This window comes from Kitasatospora sp. NPDC018058 (assembly GCF_044327205.1).
GTDB lineage: Bacteria > Actinomycetota > Actinomycetes > Streptomycetales > Streptomycetaceae > Kitasatospora.
This window is the reverse complement of sequence record NZ_JBIRFA010000040.1, coordinates 1-18,944: the sequence shown is the minus strand read 5'-3', so window position 1 is coordinate 18,944 and position 18,944 is coordinate 1. Positions and strand designations below refer to the sequence as shown.

General features: G+C 70.8%; 12 protein-coding genes. 10 read left to right on the top strand and 2 right to left on the bottom strand.

Features of this window, described 5'->3' with window-relative positions; genetic code table 11:
• The first annotated feature begins 21 nt into the window (after positions 1-21).
• Positions 22-1,338 carry a hypothetical protein gene (locus ACH4E7_RS36085; protein ID WP_396253413.1) on the top strand — a complete coding sequence of 439 codons (1,317 nt, stop codon included), beginning with the start codon at positions 22-24 and terminating at the stop codon, positions 1,336-1,338.
• An 88-nt stretch (positions 1,339-1,426) separates the two neighbouring features.
• Here the strand turns inward: ACH4E7_RS36085 and ACH4E7_RS36080 are convergent, their stop codons facing one another.
• Positions 1,427-2,830, bottom strand: coding sequence for an APC family permease (locus ACH4E7_RS36080; RefSeq protein WP_396253412.1), 1,404 nt, complete (start codon positions 2,828-2,830; stop codon positions 1,427-1,429).
• 468 nt (positions 2,831-3,298) lie between these two features.
• Entirely contained in the window at positions 3,299-7,240 is a 3,942-nt protein-coding gene (gene eccCa, locus ACH4E7_RS36075) for a type VII secretion protein EccCa (RefSeq protein ID WP_396253411.1), read from the bottom strand.
• Between the two features lie 343 nt (positions 7,241-7,583).
• On the opposite strand from eccCa, the gene eccD reads away from it, so the two are divergent.
• From eccD to ACH4E7_RS36030, 9 genes are all read left to right on the top strand, one after another.
• Positions 7,584-9,044: a type VII secretion integral membrane protein EccD gene (eccD, locus tag ACH4E7_RS36070; protein ID WP_396253410.1), complete on the top strand. Its 1,461-nt coding sequence runs from the start codon at positions 7,584-7,586 to the stop codon at positions 9,042-9,044.
• Between the two features lie 210 nt (positions 9,045-9,254).
• Positions 9,255-9,545: a 30S ribosomal protein S15 gene (gene rpsO / locus ACH4E7_RS36065; protein ID WP_030062424.1), complete on the top strand. Its 291-nt coding sequence runs from the start codon at positions 9,255-9,257 to the stop codon at positions 9,543-9,545.
• A gap of 456 nt (positions 9,546-10,001) precedes the next feature.
• Positions 10,002-12,209 (top strand): polyribonucleotide nucleotidyltransferase, encoded by a 2,208-nt coding sequence (locus tag ACH4E7_RS36060; RefSeq protein ID WP_396253409.1) that lies wholly within the window; start codon positions 10,002-10,004, stop codon positions 12,207-12,209.
• A gap of 119 nt (positions 12,210-12,328) precedes the next feature.
• Positions 12,329-13,681, top strand: coding sequence for a M16 family metallopeptidase (locus tag ACH4E7_RS36055; protein ID WP_396253408.1), 1,353 nt, complete (start codon positions 12,329-12,331; stop codon positions 13,679-13,681).
• Between the two features lie 40 nt (positions 13,682-13,721).
• Positions 13,722-14,468, top strand: a complete 747-nt coding sequence (dapB, locus tag ACH4E7_RS36050) for a 4-hydroxy-tetrahydrodipicolinate reductase (RefSeq protein ID WP_396253407.1) — start codon at positions 13,722-13,724, stop codon at positions 14,466-14,468.
• A 7-nt stretch (positions 14,469-14,475) separates the two neighbouring features.
• Positions 14,476-14,934: a hypothetical protein gene (locus ACH4E7_RS36045; RefSeq protein ID WP_396253406.1), complete on the top strand. Its 459-nt coding sequence runs from the start codon at positions 14,476-14,478 to the stop codon at positions 14,932-14,934.
• Entirely contained in the window at positions 14,931-15,662 is a 732-nt protein-coding gene (thyX, locus tag ACH4E7_RS36040; RefSeq protein ID WP_355674560.1) for an FAD-dependent thymidylate synthase, read from the top strand. The genes ACH4E7_RS36045 and thyX overlap by 4 nt, the downstream gene beginning before the upstream one ends.
• Positions 15,663-15,877: 215 nt before the next feature.
• A complete protein-coding gene (gene dapA / locus ACH4E7_RS36035; RefSeq protein ID WP_396253405.1) occupies positions 15,878-16,777 on the top strand; it encodes a 4-hydroxy-tetrahydrodipicolinate synthase in 900 nt (299 codons plus the stop codon).
• Positions 16,778-16,948: 171 nt separating this feature from the next.
• Positions 16,949-18,634 carry a ribonuclease J gene (locus ACH4E7_RS36030; RefSeq protein WP_396253404.1) on the top strand — a complete coding sequence of 562 codons (1,686 nt, stop codon included), beginning with the start codon at positions 16,949-16,951 and terminating at the stop codon, positions 18,632-18,634.
• The last annotated feature ends 310 nt before the right edge of the window (positions 18,635-18,944 follow it).

Below are 18,944 nucleotides of genomic sequence, written 5' to 3'. Positions count from 1 at the left end.
GCAAGGAGACGGTGATCAACCATGTCCGAACCAGACAAGTTCGAGGACGACCTTCTTTACGCCATCACCCGTACCGGTGAAGGCTTCCGCCCGGAGCAGGTCGATCAGGCCGACCTGGTCGCGGGCGGGTACCAGCGCGGCCGCCGCCGCTGGCGCCGCCGTTCGACCGTCGCAGTGGTGGGCGGCGCCGCCGCGCTCGCCCTGGTCGGCACCGGTGCGGTGTACCTGACCGGTGCCACCTCCTCCTCCGGCGCGGGCACGGTGGCCGCCGCGAGCTCCGCGGCCGCGAGCTCCAGCGCCGCGGTGACCCCGGCCTCCGCGGGCTCGGCCGCGGCCTCGGCCTCCGCCACCGCCTCCCCGGCGACGGCCTCGGCCTCCGGCGACGAGGTGCTGGCCACCTTCCAGGCCCTGCTGCCCAAGGGCCAGACCGCCGACGGCAAGGGCACCGGCACCGAGCCCACGCCCGGCAAGCCGTACGGCGGCGGCATCGCGGCCGGCGCCACACTGCTCTTCGACGACGGCCAGGGCCAGGCCGCGATGGGCATCTCGCTCGGCCGCCTGGGGAAGAACGACCCCAACCTCACGCAGAACGGTTGCCCGGACAAGAAGCTGGTCCAGTACGACGCCTGCACCAGCACCCCCCTGCCGGACGGCGGCTCGCTGACGATCTTCCAGGGCTACGAGTATCCCGACAAGCACGTCTCCACCAAGTGGTGGAACGCCAAGCTGATCGGTGCGGACGGCCGCCAGATCGAGCTGTCCGAGTGGAACTCCCCGGCCGAGAAGGGCAGTCCGGACAGCCGCCCGACTCCGCCGCTGTCGCCGGAGCAGCTCAAGGCGGTCGTCACCGACAAGTCCTGGGACCGGATCATCGCCGCGATCCCGGAGCCGAAGCCGGTCAAGGCCCGCGACACCGGCAAGGAGTACAGCGCGACCGAGATCCTGCAGAACGTCGCCAAGCTGCTGCCGGCCGGGCTGACCGAGACCGAGACCGACGGCGACGGCTTCGGCTACGCCAACTTCGTGCTCGACGACGGCAAGGGCAAGTCCCTGGTGCAGCTCAACGTGCAGGACTGGAGCCACAGCGAGGACGTCAAGGGGCAGCTGTTCGGCAACGCCCAGACGCTGCCGGACGGCACCAAGCTCGTGATCCGCAAGGAGGGCGGCAACCCGGGCATGTGGACCGTCGACACCCTGCACCCGGACGGTCTGCGGGTGGTGATCAGCTCGTTCAACAGCGGCACCCAGAAGACCCCGGCGACCCGCACGGCCCCGGTGCTGACCAACGATCAGATGCAGGCGATCGCGGCCGCCCCGGTCTGGAAGCTGAAGAAGTAGCGGTAGCGGTACGGACACGGCGGTGCCCCGGGCTTGGAGGAGAGCCCGGGGCACCGCCGTGTGGGGGAGGGATGTGGGGGAGCGGGGGTCAGCCCTGCTGGTCCTCGGGGAGGCTGATCACCCAGTGGGTGGCCTGCCGCGGGCGCAGGTAGAACAGCCAGTAGAGGGTGGCGGCGGCGGTGATGCCGCCGGTCCACAGCAGGGGCTCGGCGTCCAGCTGGATCATGATGTAGACCAGCACGAGAACCAGCAGTGCCGGGACGGCCGGCCACAGCGGCATCCGCCAGGCGGAGGCGTGCTTGTGGTGGCCGCGCCGGGAGAGCAGCGAGGCGATCGCGACCAGCAGGTACATCGCGGTGACGGCGACACCGGTGATGTTGCTGAGCAGCTCGCCCTTGACGAAGCAGAGCGCGGCGCCGGGCAGGCCGACCGCCAGGGTGGCGATCCACGGGGAGCCGAAGCGGCCGAGGGTGCCGAAGGCCTTGTTGACCGGCTCGGGCCAGGCCTTGTCACGGGCGGAGGCGAACAGCACCCGGGAGTTCTGGATGACCATCACGATGCCGGCGTTGATGATGGCCAGCGCGATGCACAGGCTGATGAAGGTGCCGACCGCGGAGTTGCTCCAGGCGGTGACCATGCCGGAGATGTCGCCGGAGGCCAGGGTCTGCAGGTCGGGGGCGCCCACGGTGATGGCGACGACCGGGATCAGGATGATGGCGCTGGAGAGGCCGAGCGTCCACAGCACGGTGCGCGAGACGGTGCGGCGCGGGTTCTCCAGCTCCTCGGACAGGTAGACGGCGGTGGAGAAGCCCTGGGTGACGAAGAGGGCGATACCGAGCGCGCCGATGATGGCGCCGATGCGGACCGGGCTGACGGCGCCGCCGTCCCCGGCGACCACGCCGTGCAGCAGGCTGGGGTGGTCGGGGTTGCTGTGGGCGAAGCCGAGCACTGAGACGACGCCGGCGGCGACGACCTCCAGGACGAGGAAGATGCCGGTGATCCAGGCGTTGGCCCGCAGGTCGAGCAGGCCGGCCAGGGTGGCGGCCAGCATGACCGCGGCGCCGGCGATCGGCTTGTCGACGTGGAGGACGGGCGCCAGGTAGTCGGCGGTGCCGAGGGCGATGACCGACGGGACGATCATCACCACGATGAGCGACTGGATGAAGACCAGCCAGCCCGCGAGCCGTCCGGCCAGGGTACCGACCATCGCGTACTCGCCGCCGGCGCTGGGGATCAGGGTGCCCAGCTCGGAGTAGCAGAACGCGACCGCGATGCAGAGCACCGAGCCGATGGCGATGGCCATGGCGGTGGCGCTGCCGATGCTGGAGAACAGCTGCGGCACGATCACGAAGAGCGTCGAGGCCGGGGTGACGCAGGACAGCGTGAGCAGTGTGCCGCCCACGACGCCGATCGAGCGCTTGAGCTGCTGGGGGGCGGCTGCCTCGGCCGCCGTGGCGGCTACGGTCTGTGGCGGGCGAAGCGTGTCGGTCATGTGGCTTCCGATCGACTCTTAGCGGTCCTTGGAATGGGAGCGGTATCGCCTCCGCTGGCTGGTTGCTCGGGTCTGTTCCGGTCGCTCCCGGGCCGCAATGGAACCTTGGGCGTATTGATCGCGTCAACGCCGGAACTGCTTCGGAATCCGTTGCGGTGAAGCGCATAAACATGCGATCTGATGATCACGTAGGGTCGTCGCGCGGTTTGTCCGACTTGTTACCTCGGCCGCATAGAGGATGAATCGAAGGTGAATTTCGCATTGCAGGCAGCCATTCGAAGGTAGCGATCCAGTCGGATGGCATGACGCCCAGGCACCTTCGAAGGGCGGGGCAACTCCCGGGCCGGGTACGGGAACCGCAGCCCCGGTCCGGAAAGAACTAGGTAACGTTTCAGCACCTGGGACGGCGAAGGGGTCGGACTCCCGGGAGTCCGACCCCTTCGATCACGGTCCGTAGCGGCGGTGCGGTCACACCACCGGCAGCCAGCCCGTCTGGACCATCTGCCCGTTGGTGGCGCGGCGTGACACGTAGACGCCCCGGCCCGGCGGCAGCGCCTGCGGCTTGACCGTGCCCAGCAGCGCGCCCTCGTCCCGGTTGCCGGAGAGGATCACGCCCTGCCCGCCCAGCTCGCGCATCCGCTGCAGCACCGGCTCGTACAGCGAGCGCCCGGCGCCGCCCGCGCTGCGGGCCACGATCACCCGCAGGCCGATGTCCCGGGCGAACGGCAGGAACTCGGCCAGCGGTGCCAGCGGGTTGCCCGAGCTGGTCGCGACCAGCTCGTAGTCGTCGACGACGACGAACATGTCCTTGCCGCTGTACCAGCTGCGGTTGCGCAGCTGCTCGGCGGTCACGTCCGGGCCGGGCAGGCGGCGGGCGCAGGCCCCGCGCAGCATGTCCACGACGGCCGACATGGCGGGCTGCGCCGCCGCGTACTCCACCAGGTACTCCGGCGGCACGGTGCCCAGCAGCGCGCGCCGGTAGTCGCCGACCACGATGCCCGCCTGCTCCGGCGTGTAGCGCTCGGTGATCTGCTTGACCAGCATGCGCAGCAGCGCCGACTTCCCCGACTCGGTGTCGCCGAAAACGATGAACAGCGGGTCGGTCTCGAAGTTGACGAACACCGGCGCCAGCTCGGCCTCGTCCACGCCGAAGGAGACACCACGCTCGGGGTGCTCGAAGCCCTTCGGCAGCGAGTCGCCGTCCAGCATGGCCGGCAGCATGCGCACCTGCGGGGCGCGCGGGCCGGTCCAGGCGCCGTCGATCGCGCTGACCAGCCCGGCCACGCCGTCCTGCAGGTCCTCCACCGAGGAGGAGCCATCCAGGCGCGGCAGGCCGGACAGGAAGTGCAGCCGCTCCGCGGTGACGCCGCGACCCGCCAGCGGCGGGACGTTCTGCGCCACCCGGCGGTCCACCTCGGACTCCATCGCGTCACCGAGCTTCAGCTCGATGCGGTTCTGCAGCAGGTCCTTCAGCGCCGGGCGGACCTCCGCGTAGCGGGTCGCGGTGATGACCAGGTGGACGCCGTAGCCGAGGCCGCGCTGGGCGATGTCGCCGATGACCGGCTCCAGCGCCTCGAACTCCTGCTTGAAGGTGTTCCAGCCGTCGATCACCAGGAACACGTCGCCGAAGGCCTCGTCGGGCAGCTGTCCGGCCGCCCGGCGGGCCCGGTACGTCCCGATCGTGTCGATCCCGGCCGTCCGGAACAGCTCCTCGCGCCGGTTCATCACCCCGTGCACCTCGGAGACCATCCGACGCACCTTGTCCACGTCCAGACGCCCGGCCACCCCGCCGACGTGCGGCAGCCCGGTCAGCGACTGGAAGCTGCCCGCGCCGAAGTCCAGCAGGTAGAACTGCACCTCGCGCGGGGTGTGGGTGACGCCGAAGGAGGCGACCGCGGTGCGCGCCACGGTCGACTTGCCCGAGCGCGGGCCGCCCACGATCAGACCGTGGCCGGCCGCCCCCGCGTAGTCGACCTCCAGGATGTCGGTCTTCTGCTCGCGCGGCTTGTCCACGACGCCGATCGGCGTCCGCAGCCGGCCGCCCGGGTAGCCCGGCGCGGTCAGCCCGCGCTCCGGGACGACCTGCAGCGGCGGCAGCAGGTGGTCGATGCTCGGCGCCTCGTCCAGCGGCGGCAGCCACACCTGGTGGGCGGCCGGGCCCTGGCCGGCCATCCGCTGGACGAACACGTCGAGCACGGTGTCCACCAGCGCGTCGTCCTGCTCCGGCGCCTGCGGCGCCTCCTCCTCCACCGGGTCCGGCAGGTCCACGTAGGCCGCGGTGAACTCCACCGGGTGGGCGTTCACCCGCCGTCCGCCGGTCGACCGCTGCTGCCCCGGCGCCCGGTACGGCCCCGAGACGTACGCGGCCTTGAACCGGTCCATCACGTCCTCGCCGAACTTCAGGTAGCCGACACCCGGCACCGGCGGCAGGTGGTACGCGTCCGGCACGCCGATCGCCGCCCGGGACTCGGCCGCCGAGAAGGTCCGCAGACCGATCCGGTACGAGAGGTAGGTGTCCAGGCCGCGCAGCTTGCCCTCCTCCAGGCGCTGCGAGGCCAGCAGCAGGTGCACACCCAGCGATCGGCCGATGCGGCCGATCTGGATGAACATCTCGATGAAGTCCGGCTTGGCGGTGAGGAGTTCGGAGAACTCGTCGATGATCAGCACCAGTGAGGGCAGCGGGTCCAGCGCCGCGCCGGCTGCCCGGGCCCGCTCGTACTCGTGGATGTTGGCGTAGTTGCCGGAGCGGTGCAGCAGCTCCTGGCGGCGCTGCAGCTCGCCCTCGATCGCGTCGCGCATGCGGTCGACCAGGGTGAGCTCGCCCTCCAGGTTGGTGATCACCGCGGAGGTGTGCGGCATGTCCGCCATGCCGGAGAAGGTGGCGCCACCCTTGAAGTCCGCGAGCACGAAGTTCAGCGTCTCCGAGGAGTGGGTCATCGCCAGCGCCAGCACCAGCGTGCGCAGCAGCTCCGACTTGCCGGAACCGGTCGCGCCGACGCACAGGCCGTGCGGGCCCATGCCCTCCAGCGCGGCCTCCTTGATGTCCAGGTAGACCTGCTCGCCGTTGGCGCCGACGCCGATCGGCACCCGCAGTCGCTCGTGCTGGGGGCGGGTGCGCCAGCTGCGGCTCACGTCGAAGGAACCCGGGTCGCCCGAGTTCATCAAGTCGGTGAAGTCCAGGTTGGACAGCAGCGGCTCGTCGTCGCCGCCGGCCGAGATCCGGTACGGCGCCAACTGTCGCGCCAGCGCCTCGGACTGCCAGACCGAGAGCAGGTCCGGCTTGCCGGTGTAGGTCGCGCCGGAGGCGGAACGCAGCACCAGCTCCTCGGAGTTGACCGTCACCATCAGGTGCCCGCTGGGCTCGTCCACGTCACCCGGGACGACCTCGATGACGGTCACCCCCTGGACGCCCTCGGCGCCGGCCAGCACCGAGTCGTGCGGCACCCCGGCGCCGTCCATGATCACCACGATGTGCGGCTGGTCCGCCGCGGGCGCGGCGTCCCGGACGAATCGCTGGCGGCCGGCCAGTTCGTCCTGCAGCAGGAACTCCAGGTCGCCCAGGTCGGCGGCGAACAGCCGGCGCGAGCCCGCGCCGTCGGCCTCCTTGCGGTGCTGGTTGTGCGGCAGCCACTTGGTCCAGCCCCACTCCTCGGCCGCGCCGGGCGCCGCCGCGACCGCGACCATCAGGTCGTCCGGCGAGTGCAGGGTGGTCAACTGGGCGATCATCGCGCGCACGTTGCCGTACACCGAGTCCGGGTCGCCGCACACCGTGATGTGGTAGAAGGCCCGCAGCGACACCGCCAGCGGCAGGTCCTGCAGGGTGCCGTGCGCCTTCAGGAAGGAGTGCATCGCGGCCGCCGACAGCGGCTCCAGCTCGTCCATCGGCGCGGTCTGCGGCGCCACCAGCGGGGTGGACAGCTGCACCGGCCCGAGGCCCACCCGGATCTGCGCGAAGTCGCCGTCCGTGGTCCGCCGCTCCCACAGCCGCCGGCCGTCCTCGACGATCGACCACAGCTGGTCCGGCGCCGGGTTCAGGAACAGCAGCGCGCCGCGCTGGCTCTCCGCCGTGCGGCGCACCTGACGGCGCGTCTGCTGCAGGTACTTGAGGTAGTCGCGCCGCTCGTCCGCCATCGCGGTCGAGCCGCCCTTGCGGGCCCGCACGATCTGGGCCAGCACCATGCCGACCGTCGAGGCGATCATCAGACCGCCCATGACCTTCATCGGGGCGGCCGCACCGGGCGAGAAGAAGAACACCGCCGAACCGCCCATGCCGAGCATCGGCAGGATGCTCATCAGCCAGTCCTCGCCGCCCTGCCGGGGCAGCTCGGGCGGAGTCACCAGCTCCACCGGCTCGTCCGGCACCGTCGGCGGGTAGGCCCTGGCCGGTCGCTTGACCGTGATCACACCCATGCGTCATCCACCCCGCGGCGTCGATCGATCACTTCGGCATCAGCCCTCACGCGACTGCGTACGGCCCGTACGGGATGTTGTGGCTGAGGACGCCCCACACAGCGCAGCCCCCGTACTACCTTGCGCAGGCGCCGATCCTACATAGGGGCGGGATCCGGCCCCGGCCGCCCCCGCACCGTGCACCGCCCCGCAGCGGCGCCGGGCACGAACCGAGCGGGTAGGGTAACGCCGCGCCAACTCGCGGCCCGGCCGGGCCGGTTCCACAGCCACACCGCGCGCGGCCGTGCCGCGGCACCGTCAACAAGGGGGAGCGCCCAGTGCGTCGAAGGATCGAGGTGCGGCGATGAGTTCCGCGGCCGCCACCGGTTACTGCCGGGTGACCGTCGTCGCCCCGGACCGCAAGATCGACGTCGCCCTGCCCGAGGACGTCCCGCTCGCGGACGTCTACCCCGAGGTGCTGCGGCTGGCCAAGCAGAGCCAGCCCGAGGGCGCCCCCACCGGCTTCCACCTGGTCCGTCGCGACGGCACCGTGCTCGACAGCAGCCTGCCGCTGGGCGCCCAGCAGGTCCGCGACGGCGACCTGCTCGCGCTGCGCCCGTTCGCCGAGTCCCTCCCGCCGGCCGTCTACGACGACGTCGCGGACGCCATCGCCAGCGCCGTCGAGGCCGACCGCCGGTTCTGGACCGTCGACCTCATGCGCGGCTTCGGCCTGATCGGCGCCGGGGTGCTGCTCACCCTGCTCGGCTTCGCGCTCTGGTTCTCCGACGTCCGCCACGACATGCACGGCCTGCCCGGCATCCTGGCCGGCGTCACCGCCGTCGTGCTCACCGCGCTCGCCGGGGTGCGCGCCCGGGTCTACCAGGACGCCCACTCCGCCCTCGCACTCGGCCTCGGCGCCCTGCCGCACGCCATGATCGGCGGCAGCGGCATCCTCGCCGTCGCCCACACGTGGGACGGCCCCGGCCGGCTCCAGTTCCTGACCGGCTGCGTCGCCGTGCTGGTGGTCTCCGTGCTGCTGGCCGGACTGCTGCCGGAGAAGGACGCCGCCTTCGTCGCCGCGGCCTTCGTCGCCGTCGCCGGCTCGCTCGCCACCTTCACCGCCGTGCTGATGCCGGACACCGCGGCCGGGAACATCGCCGCCGTCACCGGTGTCGCGGCCGTCGCCGTGATCGGCTTCCTGCCCAGCCTCTCCGCCCGCTTCGCCCGGCTGCCGGTCGGCTTCAGCGCCCCCGGCCAGACCCGAACCCGCAGCCGGGACTACGACGAGGAGGCCGAGCGCGCCGAGGCGGTCCAGTACGAGAAGATCGCCCACCAGGCCCGCCGCGGCCACGAGGTGCTGGTCGGCCTGGTCGGCGGCTGCGCCGCGGTCGTGGTCGGCGCCTGCGCCGTCCTGGCCTTCACCGACCGGACCTTCCCCGAGCTGCTCGCGCTCGCCCTGGGCATCGCCACCATGCTGCGCGCCCGGCTGTTCCGCTACACCGCGCAGGTCCTCAGCCTCACCGTCGCGGGCCTGCTGGGCCTGTGCCTGCTGATCGTCGGGCTGTCCCTGCACACCCCGCAGTTCTTCCTGCGCGCGGCCGGCTCCACCACCGAGCTCGACCTGCGCACCATCTGGCTGGGCGCCTCGATCGCCTTCGGCGCGGCGCTGCTCACCGCGATCGCCCTGGTGGTGCCCCGGCTCGGCGTCTCCCCGTTCTGGGGGCGCATCCTGGACCTGGTCGACAGCCTCACCCTGATGTCCCTGGTCCCGCTGGCGCTCGCCGTCCTGAACATCTACCGGCTGGTCCGCGGCGCCACCGGCTGAGCCGGGGCCCGTACCACCCGACAGTGCCTCCCATCAGGCCCGCCGACCGGCCGGGTGGGAGACACTGGTACGCTTGGCCTCCGAGCGCAGCCGTGTGTCCTCCCCCGGGTGGGGCGCAGACCGCCGGCCGCGCTCCGTCACGACACCGAGTTCTCACAGAGTCCTGTGTTGTCGACCAGGACCGCTCGGTACGACCTTGAAGGAGTTGCAGTGGCTCTCGCCTCTGACGTCAAGAAGCAGATCATGGCCGAGTTCGGCACCAAGGAGGGCGACACCGGCTCCCCCGAGGTTCAGGTGGCCATGCTGTCCCGTCGCATCTCGGACCTGACCGAGCACCTCAAGACCCACAAGCACGACCACCACTCGCGTCGCGGCCTGCTGATCCTGGTCGGCCAGCGTCGCCGTCTGCTCCAGTACCTGGCCAAGAAGGACATCGAGCGCTTCCGTACGCTCGTCGACCGCCTGGGCATCCGCCGCGGTGCCGCCGGCGGCGCCCGCTGAGAACGCCGCTCGGGGCGGCTCCCCACACCGGGGAGCCGCCCCTCGCGCGTATGCCGCGGCGGTTGAACCGCGGCGCCCGGACATAACAACTCGCGCGCACCTCCCCAGGTGGCCGAGGATTGCACCGTAGGGTTGTGGGCATGCCGGGTGATGGCGCACCAGCGCGCCACCCGGGCAGAAAGACCCGAACCCCTCGCGGGACGAAGGCTTCAAACGGAAGCCGCCCGCATCCGAGAGAGCGTCCAGACGCGGACCGCCCGTCCCGGCCCGGCAGCCGTGAGGCGCCGGTCCTCGGTAGTGGCCCCCGGAACCCCCGCAGCCGAGCGGGGCACCCCGGAGGCTTCGATCGAAGACCGGCCCGACTGCCGCCCTCCCTGGCAGGAGGGCCCAGGGGCCAACCCGAGGCAGTGCGCGGGGACGCTCTCCCGGAGACGTACGAAAGAGGAGATCTTCCAGGTGGAAGAGAACGTGTTCTACGCCGAGGCCGTGATCGACAACGGTTCCTTCGGCACCCGTACCATCCGCTTCGAGACCGGCCGTCTGGCCCGTCAGGCCGCCGGCTCCGCCGTGGCCTACCTGGACGACGACACCATGGTGCTGTCGGCCACCAGCGCGTCCAAGCAGCCGAAGGAGCACTTCGACTTCTTCCCGCTGACGGTGGACGTCGAGGAGCGGATGTACGCCGCGGGCCGCATCCCCGGCTCGTTCTTCCGTCGCGAGGGCCGGCCCTCCGAGGACGCGATCCTCACCTGCCGCCTGATCGACCGCCCGCTGCGCCCGTCCTTCGTCAAGGGCCTGCGCAACGAGGTCCAGGTCGTCTGCACCGTGATGGCGCTCAACCCCGACCACCTGTACGACGTGGTCGCCATCAACGCCGCCTCCGCCTCCACCCAGCTGGCGGGCCTGCCGTTCTCCGGCCCGATCGGTGGCGTGCGCGTCGCGCTGATCAAGGGCCAGTGGGTGGCCTTCCCGACCCACTCCGAGCTGGAGTCGGCCGTCTTCGACATGGTCGTCGCCGGTCGCGTCCTGCCGGACGGCGACATCGCGATCATGATGGTCGAGGCCGAGGCCACCGACAAGACCATCAAGCTGGTCGAGGGCGGCGCCGAGGCGCCGACCGAGGAGGTCGTGGCCGCCGGTCTCGAGGCCTCCAAGCCGTTCATCAAGGTGCTGTGCGCCGCGCAGTCGCAGCTGGCCGCCCAGGCCGCCAAGCCGACCGCCGAGTTCCCGGTCTTCCTGGACTACCAGGACGACGTCCTCGCCGCGCTGACCGCCGCCGTCAAGGACGAGCTGGCCCAGGCCCTCACCATCCCGGGCAAGCAGGAGCGCAACAACGAGCTGGACCGCGTCAAGGCGGTCGCGGCCGAGAAGCTGCTCCCCGAGTTCGAGGGTCGCGAGAAGGAGATCAGCGCCGCCTACAACGCGCTGACCAAGAAGATCGTCCGCGAGCGCGTCATCAAGGACAAGGTCCGCATCGACGGCCGCGGCGTCACCGACATCCGCACCCTGGCCGCCGAGGTCGAGGCCATCCCGCGCGTCCACGGCTCGGCCCTGTTCGAGCGCGGCGAGACCCAGATCCTGGGTGTCACCACGCTGAACATGCTGCGCATGGAGCAGCAGCTGGACACGCTCTCCCCGGAGACGCGTCGCCGCTACATGCACAACTACAACTTCCCGCCGTACTCGGTCGGCGAGACCGGCCGCGTGGGCTCGCCCAAGCGCCGCGAGATCGGCCACGGTGCCCTGGCCGAGCGCGCCATCCTGCCGGTGCTGCCCTCCCGCGAGGAGTTCCCGTACGCCATCCGCCAGGTCTCCGAGGCGCTCGGCTCCAACGGCTCCACCTCGATGGGCTCGGTCTGCGCCTCGACCATGTCGCTGCTGAACGCCGGTGTGCCGCTGAAGGCCGCCGTCGCCGGCATCGCCATGGGCCTGATCTCGCAGGAGGTCGACGGTGAGACCCACTACGTCGCGCTGACCGACATCCTGGGCGCCGAGGACGCGTACGGCGACATGGACTTCAAGGTCGCCGGTACCCGCAACTTCATCACCGCGCTGCAGCTGGACACCAAGCTCAACGGCATCCCGGCCTCGGTGCTGGCCGCCGCGCTGAAGCAGGCCCGCGACGCCCGCCTGCACATCCTCGACGTGATGAACGAGGCCATCGACTCCCCGGACGAGATGTCCCCGAACGCGCCGCGCATCATCACCATCAAGATCCCGGTGGACAAGATCGGCGAGGTCATCGGCCCCAAGGGCAAGATGATCAACCAGATCCAGGAGGACACCGGCGCCGAGATCACGATCGAGGACGACGGCACCATCTACATCGGTGCCGCCGACGGCCCGGCCGCCGAGGCCGCCCGCACCACGATCAACCAGATCGCCAACCCGACCATGCCGGAGGTCGGCGAGCGCTACCTGGGCACCGTGGTCAAGACCACGACGTTCGGCGCGTTCGTCTCGCTCATGCCGGGCAAGGACGGCCTGCTGCACATCTCGCAGATCCGCAAGCTGGCCGGCGGCAAGCGCGTGGAGAACGTCGAGGACGTCCTCGGCGTCGGCGCCAAGGTGCAGGTCGAGATCGCCGAGATCGACCCGCGCGGCAAGCTCTCCCTGATCCCGGTCATCGAGGGCGAGGAAGGCGGCGAGGCCGCTTCCGAGTGAAGCGCCGCTAGCTGACCCTTGCGGCCCGTACGCCTCCCGGCGTGCGGGCCGCACCCTGTTGTCCACGCGTTCGTCCGTACGCGCCTTTCCCGCGTACGTTTTGTCTGGAGGTACCCACCGTGGCCCAGGCCCCGGCGGTAAAGCAGCGACCCGGCACCACCCGGACCCTGCTCAAGGGCGTCGACGGCGCCGGCACGGTGCGCCGCACCGTCCTGCCCGGCGGCCTGCGGGTCGTCACCGAGACCCTGCCGACGGTGCGCTCCGCGACCTTCGGCATCTGGGTCGGCGTCGGCTCGCGGGACGAGACCCCGCAGCTCAACGGCGCGACCCACTACCTGGAGCACCTGCTCTTCAAGGGCACCGAGCGGCGCAGCGCGCTGGACATCTCGGCCGCCCTGGACGCGGTCGGCGGCGAGATGAACGCCTTCACCGCGAAGGAGAACACCTGCTACTACGCCCGGGTCCTGGACACCGACCTGCCGCTGGCCATCGACGTGGTCTGCGACATGCTCACCGGCTCGCTGATCCGCACCGAGGACGTGGAGGCCGAGCGCGGTGTCATCCTGGAAGAGATGGCGATGGCCGAGGACGACCCGGGCGACGTGGTCCACGACCTGTTCGCCAAGGTGATCTACGGCAGCGGCCCGCTAGGCCGCCCGATCCTCGGCACCCAGGAGACCATCAAGGCGCTCACCCGGGACCAGATCGCCGGCTTCTACCACCGCCGCTACCGTCCGGAGCACCTGGTCGTCGCCGCGGCCGGCAACCTGGACCACCGCAAGGTGGTCAAACAGGTCGAGCAGGCCTTCGCCCCGGTGCTGGCCCGCTCGGCAGCCGCCCCCGCCGAGGCCCGCCGCGGCGTCAAGGCGCTGCGCACGGCCGGCAAGGTCGAGGTGCTCAACCGCTCCACCGAGCAGGCCCACCTGGTGCTGGGCGTGCCCGGGGTGCCCCGGCACGACGAGCGCCGCTGGGCGATGGGCGTGCTCAACGCGGCTCTGGGCGGCGGGATGAGTTCCCGGCTGTTCCAGGAGATCCGGGAGAAGCGCGGCCTGGCGTACTCGGTCTACTCGTACTCGTCCTCGTACGCGGACAGCGGCCTGTTCGGCATCTACGCCGGCTGCCAGCCCAAGCGGGTCGAGGAGGTGCTCAGGATCTGCCGCGCCGAGCTGGCCAAGGTGGTCGCCGAGGGCATCACCGAGGAGGAGCTGCACCGCGCGATCGGCCAGATCTCCGGCTCCACCGTGCTCGGCATGGAGGACACCGGCTCGCTGATGAACCGGATCGGCAAGGCCGAGCTCAGCTACGGGCACCACCTGTCGGTGGACGACATGCTGGAGCGGATCGCGGCCGTGACCCTGGACGACGTCCACGCGGTCGCCCGTGATGTGCTGGGCGCGTACCGGCCGTCGCTGGCACTGATCGGCCCGGTCAACGACAAGCGGGCCGCCAAGCTCGCCGATCTGCTGGTCTGAGATTGCCCGGTCTGAGTTTGCTGGTGAGAGGACTTTCGCTATGACGCTGCGTGTCGCCGTGATCGGCGCCAAGGGCCGGATCGGCTCCGAGGCGGTCAAGGCCGTCGAGGCCGCGCCGGACCTGGAGCTGGTGGCCACCCTCGGCCGCGATTCCGAGCTGGAGGAGCTGACCGGGGCCGGGGCCCAGGTCGCCGTCGAGCTGACCCACCCGGACTCGGTGATGGGCAACCTGGACTACTGCCTGCACCACGGCATTCACGTGGTCACCGGCACCACCGGCTGGACGGACGAGCGGCTCGCCACCGTCCGCGGCTGGCTGGACCAGGCCCCGGAGCTCGGCCTGCTGATCGCGCCGAACTTCTCCATCGGCGCGATCCTCGGGATGAAGTTCTCGCAGATCGCCGCCCGGTACTTCGAGTCGGTCGAGGTGGTCGAGCTGCACCACGACCGCAAGGCCGACGCCCCCAGCGGCACCGCCACCCGCACCGCCCAGCTGATCGCCGCAGCCCGCGCCGAGGCCGGCCGCCCCCCGCAGCAGGACCCGACCACCCACAGCCTGCCCGGCGCCCGCGGCGCCGACGTGGACGGGGTGCCGGTGCACGCGGTACGGCTGCGCGGCCTGCTCGCCCACCAGCAGGTGATGTTCGGCGACACCGGCGAGACGCTCACCATCCGGCACGACTCGCTGCACCACAGCAGCTTCATGCCGGGCATCCTGCTGGGCGCGCGCAAGGTCGTCGAGACGCCGGGGCTGACCCTCGGCCTCGAACACTTCCTGGACCTGTGAGCCCGCGATGACCTCTCGTACCGGTTTCTTCGTCCTGTCCGGCGTGCTGCTGGTGGTCGCCCTGCTCTGCGTGGGGGAGGGCGTCCAGCTGATCGCCACCGGCAAGCCGCTCGGCATCGGCATCGGCGTCTGCGCCTTCGTCATCCCGGTGATCGGCGTCTGGTTCCTGCGCCAGACCGTCCGGTTCGGCCGGTCCAGCGAGCAGCTCGCCCGTGAGCTGGAGGCCGAGGGCGGCCTGCCGGTGGACGAGCTGAAGCGCACCACCGGCGGGCGGATCGACCGGGCCTCGGCCGACGCGGTGTTCGCCCGCCGCCAGGCCGAGGCGGAGGCCTCGCCGGGCGACTGGCGGGTCTGGTTCCGCCTCGCCGTGGCCTACGCCGACGCCGGCGACACCCCGCGCGCCCGCAAGACCATGCAGCACGCCATCAAGCTGCACAGCACCGAACCCGCAAGGAGTAACGCGTGAGCGACGAACCGACGGCCCCCAGCTTCCGCAGCGACGTGACGGTGGAGCTGGTCCGCAGCGCCGCCGCCGACTCGGACGTCATCTGGGCGGCCCGGGTCTCGACCGCGGGAGAGCAGTCCCTGGAGGCGCTCCAGCAGGACCCGGAGAAGTCCAAGGGCCTGATCAACTTCCTGATGCGGGACCGGCACGGCACGCCGTTCGAGCACAACTCGATGACCTTCTTCATCAGTGCGCCGATCTTCGTGTTCCGCGAGTTCCACCGGCACCGCAGCGGCTGGTCGTACAACGAGGAGTCCGGCCGCTACCGCGAGCTGCAGCCGGTCTTCTACGTCCCCGGCGAGGACCGCAAGCTGGTCCAGGAGGGCCGCCCGGGCAAGTACGAGTTCACCGAGGGCACCCCGGAGCAGCACAAGACCACCGCCGAGGCGATGGAGGCCGCGTACCGCGAGTCGTACGCCCGCTACCAGGAGATGCTGGCGGCCGGCGTGGCCCGCGAGGTGGCCCGTGCGGTGCTGCCGGTCGGCCTGTTCTCCTCGATGTACGCGACCTGCAACGCGCGCTCGCTGATGCACTTCCTCTCGCTGCGCACCCGGCGGGAGAACTCGGCGGTGCCGTCCTTCCCGCAGCGCGAGATCGAGATGGTCGCCGAGCAGATGGAGGAGCAGTGGGCCCGGCTCATGCCGCTCACCCATGCGGCTTTCGAGAAGCACGGGCGAGTCGCCCCCTGACCTGGGACGACAGGCATATGGGCAGAGTGTCGGGCATGTCTGGATTGCGGCTTTTCTAGCCGCTCCATACATTCGTGACCACGGATTCCGGTGCTGCCCGAACCCCCGAGCGGGCAGCACCGGGATCCCATCTCTTTGCCCCTGACCTGCTGCACCTGTCCGAACCATGGACCGGCATGGGTGCCGCCCCACCGCCTACGAGTAGCTTTGGACGCATGGCTCCGACCTCCACCCCCCAGACGCCGTTCGGCCGGGTGCTGACCGCGATGGTCACCCCGTTCACCGCCGACGGCGGACTCGACATCGACGGCGCCCAGCGCCTCGCCACGCATCTCGTCGACTCCGGGAACGACGGTCTCGTCGTCAACGGCACCACCGGTGAGTCCCCGACCACCAGCGACGCCGAGAAGGCCCAGCTCGTCCGCGCCGTGGTGGAGGCGGTCGGGGACCGGGCCCACGTGGTGGCCGGCGTCGGCACCAACGACACCCACCACAGCGTCGAGCTGGCCCGCCAGGCGGAGGCCGCCGGGGCGCACGGCCTGCTGGTGGTCACGCCGTACTACAACAAGCCCCCGCAGGAGGGCCTGTACCGGCACTTCACCCGGGTCGCCGACGCCACCGGCCTGCCGGTCATGGCGTACGACATCCCGGGCCGCAGCGGGGTCGCGCTGAGCCACGAGACGCTGGTCCGGCTCGGGGAGCACCCGCGGATCGTCGCCAACAAGGACGCCAAGGGCGACCTCGGCGCCGCGGCCTGGGCGATCGCCCGCTCCGACCTCGCCTGGTACTCCGGCGACGACATCCTGAACCTGCCGCTGCTGTCGGTCGGAGCCGTCGGCGTGGTCAGCGTCGTCGGGCACGTGGTCGCCGGTGAGCTGAAGGCGATGATCGAGGCCTACCTGGCGGGCGATGTGGCCAAGGCCACCGCGATCCACCAGAGCCTGTTGCCCGTGTTCACGGGTATGTTCCGCACCCAGGGCGTGATCCTCTCCAAGGCCGCGCTGGAACTCCAGGGCCTGCCGGCCGGCCCGCTGCGGCTGCCGCTGGTCGGTGCGACGCCCGAGGAGATCGACCGATTGAAGCAGGATCTCGCCGCCGGCGGGGTACACCTGTAGCAGACACAGACGTGCGCGCCCCGGCTCGCCGGACCCTCACGGGGTCCGCCGCTGGACCGGACCGAAGGCGCGAGAGCACAGACCCAGTAGGAAAACGACACTGAGTACGCACGCCATATGTCTCCAGGGGGAGGACCCCGGGCATATGGCGTGCGTCGTGAGGAGAGTCTTTTGAGCCACCCGCATCCCGAGCTCGGCGCGCCTCCGGCACTGAAGGAGGGCGCCCTCCGTATCACTCCGCTCGGCGGCCTCGGCGAGATCGGCCGCAACATGACGGTCCTCGAGTACGGGGACCGCATCCTGATCGTCGACTGCGGCGTCCTCTTCCCCGAGGACGAGCAGCCCGGCGTGGACCTGATCCTCCCGGACTTCAGCTACATCCGGGACCGCCTCGACAAGGTCGACGGCATCATCCTCACCCACGGGCACGAGGACCACATCGGCGCCGTCCCCTTCCTCCTGCGGGAGAACCCGGACATCCCGCTGATCGGTTCGAAGCTGACCCTGGCCCTGATCGAGGCCAAGCTCGCCGAGCACCGCATCCGGCCGTACGTGCTGGAGGTCAAGGAGGGCGAGCGCGAGCGCATCGGCCCCTTCGACTGCGAGTTCATCGCGGTCAACCACTCCATCCCGGACGCCCTCGCGGTGGCGGTCCGCACCCCCGCCGGCATGGTCGTGGCCACCGGCGACTTCAAGATGGACCAGCTGCCGCTGGACGGTCGACTGACCGACCTGCCGACCTTCGCCAAGCTGGCGGAGGAGGGCATGGACCTGCTGCTGGTGGACTCCACCAACGCCGAGGTCCCCGGCTTCATCCCGCACGAGCGGGACATCTCGGCCGCACTGCGCAACGTTTTCGCGAACGCCGAGAAGCGCATCATCGTCGCCTCCTTCGCCAGCCACGTGCACCGCATCCAGCAGGTGCTGGACGCCGCGCACGAGTACAAGCGCAAGGTCGCCTTCGTCGGCCGCTCGATGGTCCGCAACATGGGCATCGCCCGCGACCTCGGGTACCTGAAGGTCCCCGGCAACATGGTCGTCGACGTCAAGCAGCTCGACGACCTGCCGGACAAGGAGGTCGTGCTGATCTGCACCGGTTCGCAGGGCGAGCCGATGGCGGCGCTGTCCCGGATGGCCAACCGCGACCACCAGATCCGCATCGTCGAGGGCGACACCGTCGTCCTGGCGTCCTCGCTCATCCCGGGCAACGAGAACGCCGTCTACCGCGTGATCAACGGCCTGACCCGCTGGGGCGCCAAGGTCGTGCACAAGGGCAACGCCAAGGTGCACGTCTCCGGCCACGCCTCGGCCGGCGAGCTGCTCTACTTCTTCAACATCTGCAAGCCGCGGAACCTGATGCCGGTCCACGGCGAGTGGCGCCACCTGCGGGCCGCCGCCGAGCTGGGCGTCGCCACCGGCGTGCCGCGCAACCGCGTGGTCATCGCCGAGGACGGCGTCTGCGTGGACCTGGAGGGCGGCGTCGCCCGGATCGTCGGCAAGGTGCAGGCCGGTTACGTCTACGTGGACGGTGCCTCGGTCGGCGACATCTCCGAGGCCTCGCTCAAGGACCGCAAGATCCTCGGCGAGGAGGGCTTCATCTCGGTCTTCGTCGCGGTCGACTCGACCAACGGCAAGATCGTCGGTGGCCCGACCATCCAGGCCCGCGGCTCCGGCATCGAGGACAGCGCCTTCGTCCCCGTGGCCTCCAAGCTCCAGGAGGCCCTGGACCGCTCGGCCAGCGACGGCGTGCTGGAGCCCCGCCAGGTGCAGCAGCTGGTCCGCCGGACCATCGGCAAGTGGGTCGCGGACAACTACCGCCGCCGGCCGATGATCCTGCCGGTCGTGGTCGAGGTCTGAGCCTCCTCCGGCCCCTGCTGAGGCTGGTTTGACGTGGGGCGACCCGGTGCGTAATGTTCTCCGGGTTGCCCCACGGGACGAGCCCCAAGGAAGTCCTCGAATCTGAATTCGAGAGCGACCGGGAAAACGGACCGAGAAACTCTGATAGAGTTCGGGAGCGCCGAAAGGCGAAAGCCATATCGGATAAATGAAACTCCGGAAAACGGAGCGGAAAGCATCTGATAAGCTGGAAACACGAAAGAACGAAGCGCCCGGAGGGCCCGCTGGAAGGCGGTCCGAAGGAAGCGTCCGTTCCTTGAGAACTCAACAG

What these genes read in the sequence shown, in the direction of transcription:
- ACH4E7_RS36085 (WP_396253413.1), top strand. Translation starts at nt 22, where the DNA reads ATGTCCGAACCAGACAAGTTCGAGGACGACCTTCTTTACGCCATCACC.
- ACH4E7_RS36080 (WP_396253412.1), bottom strand. Translation starts at nt 2,830, where the DNA reads ATGACCGACACGCTTCGCCCGCCACAGACCGTAGCCGCCACGGCGGCC.
- eccCa (WP_396253411.1), bottom strand. Translation starts at nt 7,240, where the DNA reads ATGGGTGTGATCACGGTCAAGCGACCGGCCAGGGCCTACCCGCCGACG.
- eccD (WP_396253410.1), top strand. Translation starts at nt 7,584, where the DNA reads ATGAGTTCCGCGGCCGCCACCGGTTACTGCCGGGTGACCGTCGTCGCC.
- dapB (WP_396253407.1), top strand. Translation starts at nt 13,722, where the DNA reads ATGACGCTGCGTGTCGCCGTGATCGGCGCCAAGGGCCGGATCGGCTCC.
- ACH4E7_RS36045 (WP_396253406.1), top strand. Translation starts at nt 14,476, where the DNA reads ATGACCTCTCGTACCGGTTTCTTCGTCCTGTCCGGCGTGCTGCTGGTG.
- dapA (WP_396253405.1), top strand. Translation starts at nt 15,878, where the DNA reads ATGGCTCCGACCTCCACCCCCCAGACGCCGTTCGGCCGGGTGCTGACC.